Origin of the sequence: Rhizobium sp. TRM95796 (assembly GCF_025779995.1) — a bacterium.
In the GTDB taxonomy this organism is placed as follows: Bacteria; Pseudomonadota; Alphaproteobacteria; order Rhizobiales; family Rhizobiaceae; genus Rhizobium_E.
The window spans coordinates 231,072-243,262 of the sequence record NZ_JAOXHE010000004.1 but is presented as its reverse complement, the minus strand read 5'-3'; the positions used below and the strand labels follow the sequence as shown (position 1 = coordinate 243,262).

Below are 12,191 nucleotides of genomic sequence, written 5' to 3'. Positions count from 1 at the left end.
CTGAGAAGGAAAAGCAGAACTGACAGCAGACCCTCGGGACAAGCCCGAGGGAGACGGCGCCGAGAAGGGTTCAGCCCCCGGCGCCGCAACTCTCACGCCGCCTGCTTCACCAGCTTCGGATTGAAGCGGCTGTAGAAGCTTTCACCCTTGGCGGCCATGTCCAGCAGCAGGGGCGTCGGCTTGAAGTGGTCGCCATAGGAGGCGGCCAGCTTTTCGCACAACGCCACGAAGGTTTTCACGCCCATGCCGTCGATATAGCTGAGCGTGCCGCCCGTATAGGGCGCGAAGCCGAAGCCGAGGATGGAGCCGACATCGGCTTCGCGCGGATCGGTGACGACGCCCTCTTCCATGGTGCGCGCCGCTTCCAGCGCGATGGTGGCGAGGAGACGGTCCTTGATCGTCTTGACGTCAACTTCTTCGGCCTTCTTCTGCGGATAGAAGTCCTTGAGGCCCGGCCAGAGCGACTTCTTGGCGGGCTTGGCGGGATAGTCGTAGAAGCCCCGGCCGTTCTTGCGGCCGCGACGGTCGAGATCGTTGACCATCTTGTCGATCAGCGTCATGTGCTCGGGCTTGACGGAAGTCTCGCCCAAATCGGCGATCGAGGCCTTCATGATCTTCTGGCTCAAGTCGACGGCGACTTCGTCGTTGAGCGACAGCGGACCGACCGGCATGCCGGCGGCCTTGGCGATGTTTTCGATCATCACCGCCGGCACGCCTTCGATCAGCATGTCATAGGCTTCGTTGATGTAGCGGAAAACGCAGCGATTGACATAGAAGCCGCGCGTGTCGTTGACGACGATCGGCGTCTTGCGGATAGCGGCGACATAATCGAGCGCGGCGGCGAGCGCCTTGTCGCCGGTCTTTTCGCCGAGGATGACTTCCACCAGCATCATCTTCTCGACCGGCGAGAAGAAATGCACGCCGATGAACTGGTCGGGGCGCTTGGAATTTTCCGCAAGCCCGGTGATCGGCAGCGTCGAGGTGTTGGAGGCGAAGATCGAGCTTTCCGGCAGGACAGCTTCGACCTGTTCGATCACAGCCTTCTTGACGCTGCGATCCTCGAACACCGCTTCGATGACGAGACCGGCGTCGGACAGCTGGTTGTAGTCGGAGGTCGCGGTGATCAGCGACAACAGTTTTTCGCCCTCTTCCTTGGTCGACTTGCCCTTGGAAATCGCGCCCTTGATCAGCTCTTCCGAATGGGCCTTGCCCTTGTCGGCGGCGGCCTGGTCGCGGTCGATCAGCACCACGGGAATGCCGGCGCGCGCCGTGACATAGGCGATGGAAGCGCCCATGAAGCCTGCGCCGACCACGCCGATCTTGGAGAATTTCGTGGCGGGAACGCCTGCCGGACGCCGCGCGCCCTTGCCGAGCTCCTGCATCGACACGAACAGCGAGCGGACCATGGAGCGGGCCGAGACATTGTTGAGGATCTGGGTGAAATAGCGCAGCTCGACTTTGAGCGCGAGGTCGAAGGGCAGTTGTAGGCCCTCATAGACGCATTTCACGATCGCTTCGGCGCCCGGATAATTCATATGCGTTTCCCGGCGCAGAATGGCGTTGGCGGCCGAGAACAGCTGCACGCCCTGCGGCGACCAGATGGTTCCGCCCGGCGCCTTGAAGCCCTTTTTGTCCCAGGGCGCGACGGGATCGAGGCGGTTCTTGATCAACGTCTTGGCCGCTTCGATCAGTCTGTCGGGATCGACCACCTCGTTGACCAGGCCGAGCGCCTTGGCGCGCGAGGCTGTCAGGTCCGAACCCGTGGTCATGATCTGTAGCGCATCCTGGGTGTTGATTAGGCGCGGCAGGCGCTGGGTGCCGCCGGCGCCCGGGAAGATGCCGACTTTGACTTCCGGAAGCGCGATCTTGACCGATTTGGCGTTGGAGGCGACGCGGGCGTGGCAGGACATGGCCAGTTCCGTGGCGCCGCCCATGCAGGTTCCGTTGATGGCGGCAACCCAGGGCTTGCCGCAGGTTTCGATCCGGCGCCAGAGACCGCTCATGCGGCCGGCGGCGTCGAAGAGTTTTTGCGCGGCGGCTGCAGGATCGGCGGCTTTCGCCTCTTCCAGCATCGAGAACATGCCCTCGATCATGGTGAGATCGGCGCCGCCGGAGAAGGCGGATTTGCCGGAGGCGAAGACGACGCCCTCGACCTTTTCGTCATTCACGACGGCGGCGAGGATCGCCTCGATCTCGTCCATCACCTCAAGCGTGAAGACGTTCATGCTGCGGCCGGGCATGTCCCAGGTGACGAGCGCTACGCCATCGACGTCGATGTCGAGGGTGAAATTCTTGTAAGTCATCTCTCTCTCCCAGTCTCAGACGCGCTCGATGATCGTGGCCGTGCCCATGCCGGCGCCGATGCACAGCGTCACCAGCGCGGTGCCCAGGCCGCGGCGCTCCAGCTCGTCGAGCACGGTGCCAAAAATCATCGCGCCGGTGGCGCCGAGCGGATGGCCGAGCGCGATGGCGCCGCCATTGACGTTGATCTTGTCATGCGGAATGTCGAAGGCCTGCATGTAGCGGAGCACCACGGCGGCGAAGGCTTCGTTGAGTTCGAAGAGATCAATGTCGCCGATGGTCATGCCGGCGCGCTTGAGCAGCTTTTCGGTGACGTCGACGGGGCCGGTCAGCATGATCGCCGGCTCGGAGCCGATATTGGCGAAGGTGCGGATGCGGGCGCGCGGCTTCAGCCCCATCGCTTCGCCGCCAGCCTTGGAGCCGAGCAGGACGGCGCCCGCGCCATCGACGATCCCTGAGGAATTGCCGGCATGGTGGACATAGTTGATCCGCTCGACATCGGGATGGGCATCGATGGCGACGGCGTCGAAGCCGCCCATTTCGCCCATCATCTGGAAGGACGGTTGCAGCTGGCCGAGCGACTGCATGTCGGTCGTGGGCCGCATATGCTCATCGCGGTCGAGAATGGTCAGCCCATTGACGTCCTTCACCGGCACGACCGAGCGCGAGAAATAACCTTCAGCCCAGGAATGGCCGGCGCGCTTCTGGCTCTCCACGGCATAGGCGTCGACGTCGTCGCGGCTGAAGCCATATTTGGTGGCGATAAGATCGGCCGAAACGCCCTGCGGCATGAAATAGCCGGGAATGGCCACCGAGGGATCGACAGGCCAGGAGCCGCCGGCCATGCCCATGCCGACGCGGCTCATGGATTCTACGCCGCCGGCGATGACGATGTCATCGGCGCCGAACGCGATTTTCGAAGCAGCGAGATTGATGGCGTCGAGACCCGAGGCGCAGAAGCGCGAGATCTGGATACCGGGAGCCTTGAAATCATAGCCAGCCTCGAAGGCGGCGGAACGCGGGATCACCGCGCCCGCTTCCATCACCGGATCGACGCAGCCGAAAATGATGTCGTCCACCGTGGATGTGTCGAGCCCGTTGCGGTCGCGCAGCGCGGCAAGCGTATGCGCCGCAAGCCGGGGCGTCGGCACCTCATGCAGGGCGCCGTCCTTCTTGCCGCGGCCGCGCGGCGTCCGGACATGGTCAAAGACAAAGGCTTCGGTCATTTCGTCTTTCCTCCCTTTCGGCCGATCGCGATCGGCCTGGAACTTATTCAAAAAATGTCGACACGCGCGCCAGGACATCATCGACGATGAAGTCGGGCGCTTTTTCGGAAAACTTGCCGCCCCGCGCCCGGATGTCGAGCGCGCGGATCTGATGACACAACACCACGCCGACAGCATTCGTGCCGGTGCCGGACAGCGGCACTGTGAAGCCCTGGTAACGGGCGAATTCGCCGCCGACAGTGATCGGCGCGACGATGGGAGCGCCTAGCTGGTTAAACGACTTTGGCGTCAGCACGAGTACATAGCGCGGATTGGCCTGTTCCCGGCCTTTGACCGGATTGAGATCGACATGCCAGATGTCGCCCCGCTCCATCACAACACCTCGCGACCCATCGGCGGCGCATCGAGCCAAGCTTGTTCTTCCTCGCTGAGCGGCGCATCCGGATCGCATTGGGCGACGAGTTCGTCGAGACTATAGCGCGGCCGCGGTCTGGGGATCGCGACCAGACGACCATCCTCTACGGAGAGATCGAGCTTGGCGTTGGGGGCAAGCCCCAACATCTCCAGAAGCGGCTTGGGGATCGCCATCATCACGGAGCCGCCTACGGTTCTCAACGTCGAAGTCGCCATGGATCTCTCCCTCGAAAGTTATATCACGGTATAACTTTCTCGCTCCTTTCGCAAATCAGAACGCCGCCGCATCCAGCGCCATGACGCTGTCGGCGCCGGCTTCGATGCGGGCCTTGCGGAACGCCGTTTCCGGCATCATCCGCTCCATGAAGAAGCGCGCCGTGATCAACTTGTTGGCCAGGAACTCGGCGCGGGCGTCGCCGGCGTCGAGGAGCTCCTGCGCCGCCTTGGCCTGACGTCCCCACATATAGCCGAGAATGACGAGGCCGAAGAGGTGCATATAATCGGTCGCGCCGGCGCCGGCATTGTCGGGCTTGGCTATGGCGTTGCTCATGAACCACATGGTGGCGGCCTGCAGATCGTTCAAGCCTTTCTTGATCGCCTTGGTGAAAGGCGCCAGTTTTTCATTGGCGCGGTTCTCTTCGCAGAAATCGCCGATTTCCTTGAACACGGCCATCACCGCGCGGCCGCCATTGGCGGCGAGCTTGCGGCCAACGAGGTCCATGGCCTGAACGCCGTTTGCGCCTTCATAGATCATGGCGATGCGGGCGTCGCGGACATACTGGCTCATGCCGTATTCTTCGATATAGCCGTGGCCGCCGAACATCTGCTGGGCGGCGACCGCATTGTCGAAGCCGCGATCGGTCATCACGCCCTTGAGAACCGGGGTCATGATCGACAGGATGTCGTCGGCGTTCTGCCGCGCGGCGGCGTCTTCCGAACGGTGCGCGATATCGGACTGCAGCGCCGAATAGAGCGCGAAGGCGCGACCGGCCTCGTTGATCGACTTGATCTGCATCAGCGTTCGACGAACATCCGGATGGACGATGATCGGATCGGCCTTCTTCTCCGGCGCCTTGGGGCCGGTGAGCGAGCGGCCCTGGATGCGGTCGCGGGCATATTGGGCGGCCGACTGATAGGCGGCTTCCGAGATCGACAGGCCCTGCAGGCCGACGCCGAGACGCGCCTCGTTCATCATCACGAACATGGCGGCCAGACCGCGATTTTCCTGGCCGATCAGATAGCCGGTCGCCTCGTCATGGTTCATGACGCAGGTGGCGTTGGCGTGGATGCCCATCTTGTGCTCGATCGCGCCACAGCTGACGCCGTTGCGCGCGCCGAGCGAGCCATCCTCGTTGACGAGGAATTTCGGCACGATGAACAGCGAAATGCCCTTGGTGCCTTCAGGCGCGCCTTCGATGCGGGCGAGCACCAGATGGATGATGTTGTCGGACATGTCGTGTTCGCCGGCGGAGATGAAGATCTTCTGGCCGGAAATCTTATAGGAGCCGTCACCTTTCGGCACGGCCTTGGTGCGCAAGAGGCCGAGATCGGTGCCGCAATGCGGCTCGGTCAAATTCATCGTGCCGGTCCAGACGCCCTCGACCATTTTCGGCAGATAGGTCTCTTTCTGGGCATCCGAGCCATGCACGAGGATCGCCGCGATCGCGCCGTTGGTGAGGCCGGGATACATGGCGAAGGCCATGTTGGCCGACGACATATATTCGCCGACGGCGGTGTGCAGCACATAAGGCAGGTTCTGGCCGCCATAGGCTTCCGGAACGGAGAGGCCGATCCAGCCGCCCTGGCAATAGGCGTCATAGGCGGCCTTGAAGCCCTTGGGCGGCGTCACCGAACCATCGTCGTGGCGGATGCAGCCTTCCTGATCGCCGGAGAGATTGAGCGGAAACAGAATTTCCTCGGCCACCTTGGCGGCTTCGGCGACGATGGCGTCGACGACATCGGGCGACGCCTCGGAAAAGCCGGGAAGATTGTTGAACTTCTGGATCCCCAGGACATCGTTGAGCACGAACAATGTGTCGTCGACCGGAGCCTTGTAAACGGGCATGAACGCCTCCTCGCCTTCGCCGTAAATCGATCTGGATAGCACTACTACAAAATTTTGACGTTTGCGTAAACGTCAAATATTACCCTGCCGGGGAATTCCGGCGCCTGTCCCTTCAGGTTTTACGATTGTCCCCTGTCGAGCGGCAGATCGCATCGGCGGAGCGCCTGGCGACAATAAACTGGTTAATGATCGGTAAAAGATCCGATTTGCAGGCCTGTTGCGCAATCATAACCGGATGATCGTTACGACTTCGTGCAAAGTCGCCGTTTTCCAGACTTCGTTACGCTGCGGAATGCGCAAATTAACCGTTTGTTTACCCTGTTTAACTATCCATGCATCTTAGTTAAGGACGATGAGATTGCGTCTATGCGCGATGCAGGCGGAAAGCCCGAGGAAAGCCTCAGACGCTATCGTGGAGCGCTTGGGCCTTCGCCCGCCCGAGCCGACAAAAGAGACGCGATCGGTCGACCTGAATTCCGGCCCGGACGTCGAGCGAGCTGACACATGAACGGATCACGATCACAGTATTCTAGCTATGGCGGCAAGCCCTCGTTCGATCAGTTGAGCAAGACGATCGAAGGGCTGGAGGCGCGTATCCAGGGCCTGGTGGCTGAAAAGCGCCCGCCCGGCCGTCCGGCCTATATGGATCCCGGCTCGGTCGACGAAATTCTCGAACGCCAGCGCATGCTGTCGTCGGTTCGCGAGCGGGTCGCCGCCGCAGACCGGACGCTGCGCGCCGATCCCGAGCGCGGCAGGCCGGAACGGCGCGAACGCCCGGAGCGGCGCGACGATCATGAGCCGCGACGCGACGTTCCCCGCTCACGCGATGTCGCCCCTGCGCCTGTAGCCTATGCGCAACCGCCGCAGCAGCATCACGACGCGCTCGCCGATATCGCCGCGACGCTCGAAGCCCTGCGCGGCGAACTGCGCCAGGGCATGAGCCACAACAATCTCGACGCGATCCGCGACGAAATCCGCGGCCTGAAGGGCGTCGCCGCTGGCGGCGTCGGCGCGAGCGAGCTCGTGCGCAACGAAATCCTCAAGCTCAACGACACGGTTCGCCGGATCGGCGAGAAGGAACAGGCTCCTCGCCTCGACGACCTCATCGCCGAGATCGAGGACCTCCGCAGCATGGCGACCGGGCTGGCGCGCGAGGACAGCATCCGCCGGCTCGACGACAAATGGAGCCGCGCCGAAGAGATCTGGGATTACACCGCCCGCAAGGTCGACGAACTGGACCAGCAGTCGCTGCGCGAAGAACTGGTGCAGATCGCCTGGCGCATCGACGGCATCAAGAACGGTCTCGGCGAAGTCAACGCCGCTCCCGCCATCCGCTCCCTGGAAGACAAGCTGATCACGCTGGCGGATGCGGTGGAATCCGTCGGCCGCAGCGTCGAAGCCAAGAACGAACTCGGCGACCAGTTCGAAGGGCTCGACCGGCGGCTGGACGAAATCAGTCGCGCCATCGCGGTCAGCGTCCGCCAGGCCGACAACGGCCGCGACCATGCCGCGCTGCAGTCGGTCGAGCGGCGCATCGCCGAACTCGGCCTGCATATCGACGCGCTGCATCGCCAGAACGAGGAATCGGGCCTCGCCCAGCGCATCGAATTCCTCACGCAACGGATCGAGGATCTCGCCGTCGACGAGGAGACGCAGAAGCTGGAGCGGCGCATCGCCGAACTCTCCGGCCTGATCGAGCGCAGTCTCGACGATCGCGGCGGCGCAGACGTGACCGGGCATCTCGCCGATCTCTCGCGCAAGATCGATCGCCTCGGCGACAACGACCCCGCGCCGCTGATCGACCGTCTGGACCGGTTGGCTCGCCGGATCGACGATCTCGACCGCCCGGCCGAGCCGATGTCCGTCATGGCGCCGGACTTCAGTCATCTGGAACATCGTTTGTCAGACATCGCCGCGCGCCTGGAAGAGTCCGCCGCTGCGCCTCCGTCGGATGCGCGCGCCCTTGCCAATCTCGAGCAACAGATCGCCTCGCTGTCGTCGCTGCTCAGCCAGCCGTCTCAGGCCCATGCCGCGCCGGAAGAACTGACGCGCAGCATGGCGGTGATCGAGGATTACATCGCCACCAGCGACGAATTCATCGTGGAAGCCGCCCGGCAGGCCGCCGAAGCGGTGGTGGAGGCCTATGCCCGCGCCGGAACCCATGCGCAGGGCGTAGCCGGCGTCGATCTCGCAGCCCTCACCGCGCTCACCGACGACCTCCGGGCGCTCGAAACCTATGCCCGCTCCAGCGAGGAGCGCACCGCGGAAACGTTCTCCGCCCTGCACCAGACGCTGACACAGATCGCCAGCCGGCTCGACGATATCAGCCTGGCGACCGAGCGGACGCGCCGCGAGGACGCCCCGGTCATGCCGCGCGCGACCGAACCGGTGTTCAAGCCGACCCCGTCCGCCGAAGAGGCTCCGGCGCCCCGCGCGCCCATGGCGACCGCGGAACCGGTGATCCCGCCGCGGTCGGCGCCGCGCCCGGTCGCGACCGTGGACGTGTTCGAGGACCATGACTTCGCCGCAGCGGCCGACGCCGCCGTGGCCCAGGACGCGCAGGCTCCCGGCGACGGCGCCGAACTCCGCGCCGAACCGGCCAAGGCCCGCCCCTCCAGCCTGATCGCCAGCCTCGCCGCCAAACTGAAACCCTCCAAGAAGAAATCGGACGCGCGTCTGACGATCGATCCGACCCCGGCTCTCGATCCCGCCGCCGCCGAGGTCGAGGAGGCCGATGACGGCCTGCTGATCGAGCCCGGCGGCGCTGCGCCCGACGTCCGCAAGATCATGGAGAAAGTCCGCGCCGGCCAGAAATCCGGTCGCGCCGCGGAAGCCGGTCCCGCCGACGTGATCGCCGCCGCCCGCCGCGCCGCCCAGGCAGCCGCCCGCGAAGCCGGCATGCAGCAGCCGCTCAAGACAGGCAAGGCGACGGCCAAGGCCTCTGCCAAGCCGTCGGTGAAAAAGGACGATGGCCAGGCGCGCCGTCCGCTGCTTCTTGCGGCAGGCGCAGTGCTGCTGCTCATGCTGTCCTATCCGCTGGTCTCCAACCTGATCAACAGCAAGGCCGAGCCCGAGCCGCAGGCGGTCTCCGCCCCCGTCGAGGACAAGACCAGCGACGCGGCCGAAACCCCTGTCCAGCCGACCATCGCCGAAAGCGCCGCGCCGGCGCAGGCGGAGACGGCGCCGGTCCAAACCGCCGACGCCTCCGGCGCCGAGCCGCCGCCCCTGCAGTCATCGTCCGACACCCAGCCGGACGAGATCCCGTCGAGCGCCGAACCTTCGGCCGCCATGGAGCCTGCAAGCGCTGAGACGGCTTCCGCCGCCGCGTCGACCGCGGACGCCGCGGCGCCCGCCGAGCCGGCCCCGGCCGCGGTCGAACAGCAGCAGATCGTCGCCGTGGAAACTCCCGCCGATCTCAAGCCCGCATCGCTGGTGGCCGCCGCCAAGAAGGCCGATCCGCTGGCCTTCTTCGAAATCGGCGCCCGCTACGCCGATGGCCGCGGCGTCGCCGCCGATCCCAAGATTGCGATGAACTGGTATCAGCGCGCCGCCGACGCCGGCTTCGCCCCGGCGCAATATCGCCTCGCCAGCATCTACGAGAAGGGTCTCGGCGTCGACCGCGACATCGCCAAGGCGCGCGCGCTCTACGCCCAGGCCGCAAGCCAGGGCAACACCAGCGCGATGCACAATCTGGCGGTTCTGAACGCCACCGGCGCCGAGGGCAAGCCGGATTTCGCCGAGGCCGCCCGCTGGTTCAAGGAGGCCGCCGAGCACAATGTGCGCGACAGCCAGTACAATCTCGCCATCCTCTATGCGCGCGGCAACGGCGTGCCGCAGGACCTCGGCCAGTCCTACAAGTGGTTCGCGGTGGCGGCCATGCAGGGCGACCAGGATGCCGCGCAGAAGCGCGACGAAGTGGCCAATGCGCTGGGCGCCGAGAAACTGAAGGCAGCCAAGGCCGAAGTCGACTTGTGGCGCGCCGCGCCGGTCAATGAGGACGCCAACAATCCCATCGTCCCCGACGACTGGATCGCCAAAGGCAACACCACGGCCAGCGTCGACATGAAGAAGGCGATCCGCAACATCCAGGCGATCCTCAACAACAACGGCTTCGACGCCGGCCCCGCCGATGGCGCGATCGGCAAGAAGACGGTCGAGGCGATCAAGGCCTTCCAGAAGAAGGTCGGCCAGGAGCCGACCGGCAAGATCGACGAGGCGCTGGTCAAGGAACTTCTCAAGCATAACAAGAAGCCGTCCTGAACCAAGTACAGACGCGCGAGGAAGTCCACTTAACCGGTGGAATCCATGGCGAAATGGTTAATTCATTATATCCGCGACGGGGCGCCCGTCGCGGTTGACACCGCCATTTTCGCGGCGCAACAGTTATTTAAAGCCAATCTGTAACACTCTTGAACAGGCCGGAGCGACCCGATCTGTCAAACTCCTTTTTTCCGCAAGGAGCGCGCGTGACCATCTATCTGCCGATCGCCGAACTGTCGGCCAATATCCTGATCATACTCGGCATGGGCGCCGCCGTGGGCTTCCTGTCGGGCATGTTCGGGGTTGGCGGCGGCTTCCTGATCACACCGCTGCTCATCTTCTACAACGTGCCGCCGGCGATCGCCGTCGCCACCGGCGCCAATCAGGTCGTGGCCTCCTCGATCTCTGGCGCCATCACCCATTTCCGGCGCGGCACCATCGACCTCAAGCTCGGCACCGTGCTGCTGCTCGGCGGCCTTCTGGGCGCGACGGTCGGCATCTGGATCTTCTCGGCCTTGCGGGCGCTGGGCCAGCTGGATCTGGTGATTTCGCTGCTTTACGTGGTTCTGCTCACCTCGGTGGGCGGGCTGATGATGTGGGAGAGCGTCAATGCTCTCAGGCGGGCCCGCCGCAACGAAACGGTGACGGTCAAGCGCGCCCAGCATAATTGGGTGCATCGCCTGCCTTTCAAGATGCGTTTCAAGAAATCGAAGATTTATCTCTCGGTGATCCCGGTGGCCGGTCTCGGCTTCGGCGTCGGCGTGCTGACCTCGGTGATGGGCGTGGGCGGCGGTTTCATCATGGTGCCGGCGATGATCTATCTGCTGCGCATCCCGACCAGCGTTGTGGTCGGCACGTCGCTGTTCCAGATCATCTTCGTCTCGACCTATTCGACCATCGTGCAGGCGGTGGCCAATCATACGGTCGACATCGTTCTCGCCTTCATCCTGATGCTGTCCGGGGTCGTGGCGGCGCAATACGGCGTCCGCGTCGGCCAGAAGCTGAAGGCCGAACAGTTGCGGGCGCTGCTCGCGCTCCTGATCCTCGCGGTCGGCATCCGCCTCGCCATCGACCTATTCCTGCCGCCGGCCGATCTCTATTCGATCGCGCGGACGGGGGCGGGACAATGAAGGCGGCGGCGCTCTTTCTGCTGTTGGCGCTTCTACCGGCGCCGGCGCTTTGCGAGCCCATCGGCGGGCCGCCGCGTCCCGTCGAGCGCGAGGCGATCAATATCGGCGTGTCCTCACGCGAAATCGCCATCGCGCCTGATTTCGCCGGCACGGACGTCACCGTGTTCGGCTCGCTCGAAAACGTCGATCCCTATCTTCTCGCGATCGGCGCCTACGACATCGTCGTCTCGCTCGAAGGCCCGCGCGATTTCGTGACGGTCCGCAAGAAGGACAGGGTGATGGGCGTTTGGATCAACCGCCATGCCGTGACCTTCGAACGCATGCCGGAATCGTTGTCGATGGCGTCGACGAAGGTCATCGCCGACATCGGCGCGCCTCTGGAACTCTACACCCACAATGTCGGGCTTCCGCGCGTCAGGGTGGTGCCTTCGACCTTTTCGGGCCGCGCCGAGGAACTCGCGGAATTTCGCGACGCCTTCCTGGGCCTGAAAGAGAAGGCGCGGCTCTACCAGACCAATCCGGGCGGCGTGTCTTTCGTGTCGTCATCGCTGTTCCAGGCGAATATCCATATTCCGGCCGATATCCCCAACGGCACGCATACAATCCGCGCCGTCGTGTTCAAGACCGGCCAGTATATCGCCGAGAAGGAACTAAGCCTGCATGTCCAGAAAACCGGCATCGAGCAGATGATCACCCGCGCCGCCGAGGAGGACCCGCTTTACTACGGAATTTTCGCGGTGTTTCTCGCGGCTTTGACGGGATGGACGGCGAGCGTGATGTTCCGGCGCGATTGAG

General features: G+C 64.2%; 8 protein-coding genes. 3 read left to right on the top strand and 5 right to left on the bottom strand.

The window, feature by feature from the left end; all coding sequences use genetic code 11:
* Positions 1-92: 92 nt before the first annotated feature.
* The 5 genes from OCK01_RS09870 to OCK01_RS09850 are packed head-to-tail and all read right to left on the bottom strand — an operon-like array spanning position 93 to position 6,006.
* Complete coding sequence (locus OCK01_RS09870; RefSeq protein ID WP_263823786.1) at positions 93-2,303, bottom strand: FAD-dependent oxidoreductase; 2,211 nt, start codon at positions 2,301-2,303, stop codon at positions 93-95.
* Between the two features lie 15 nt (positions 2,304-2,318).
* A complete protein-coding gene (locus tag OCK01_RS09865) occupies positions 2,319-3,527 on the bottom strand; it encodes an acetyl-CoA C-acetyltransferase (RefSeq protein ID WP_263823785.1) in 1,209 nt (402 codons plus the stop codon).
* 43 nt (positions 3,528-3,570) lie between these two features.
* Positions 3,571-3,900: a type II toxin-antitoxin system PemK/MazF family toxin gene (locus tag OCK01_RS09860; protein WP_263823784.1), complete on the bottom strand. Its 330-nt coding sequence runs from the start codon at positions 3,898-3,900 to the stop codon at positions 3,571-3,573.
* Entirely contained in the window at positions 3,900-4,157 is a 258-nt protein-coding gene (locus OCK01_RS09855) for an AbrB/MazE/SpoVT family DNA-binding domain-containing protein (protein WP_263823783.1), read from the bottom strand. Before OCK01_RS09855 ends, OCK01_RS09860 begins: the two co-directional genes overlap by 1 nt.
* Before the next feature lie 55 nt (positions 4,158-4,212).
* On the bottom strand, positions 4,213-6,006 hold the full coding sequence (locus OCK01_RS09850; protein WP_263823782.1) for an acyl-CoA dehydrogenase C-terminal domain-containing protein: 1,794 nt from the start codon (positions 6,004-6,006) through the stop codon (positions 4,213-4,215).
* Positions 6,007-6,510: 504 nt separating this feature from the next.
* Between OCK01_RS09850 and OCK01_RS09845 the strand changes: the two genes are divergently transcribed.
* The 3 genes from OCK01_RS09845 (at position 6,511) to OCK01_RS09835 (ending at position 12,190) form a co-directional block, all read left to right on the top strand.
* A complete protein-coding gene (locus OCK01_RS09845; RefSeq protein ID WP_263823781.1) occupies positions 6,511-10,266 on the top strand; it encodes a peptidoglycan-binding protein in 3,756 nt (1,251 codons plus the stop codon).
* A gap of 206 nt (positions 10,267-10,472) precedes the next feature.
* On the top strand, positions 10,473-11,396 hold the full coding sequence (locus OCK01_RS09840) for a sulfite exporter TauE/SafE family protein (protein ID WP_182828357.1): 924 nt from the start codon (positions 10,473-10,475) through the stop codon (positions 11,394-11,396).
* The gene (locus tag OCK01_RS09835; protein WP_263823780.1) at positions 11,393-12,190 is read left to right on the top strand and encodes a TIGR02186 family protein; all 798 of its coding nucleotides are present in this window, start codon (positions 11,393-11,395) and stop codon (positions 12,188-12,190) included. Before OCK01_RS09840 ends, OCK01_RS09835 begins: the two co-directional genes overlap by 4 nt.
* The last annotated feature ends 1 nt before the right edge of the window (position 12,191 follow it).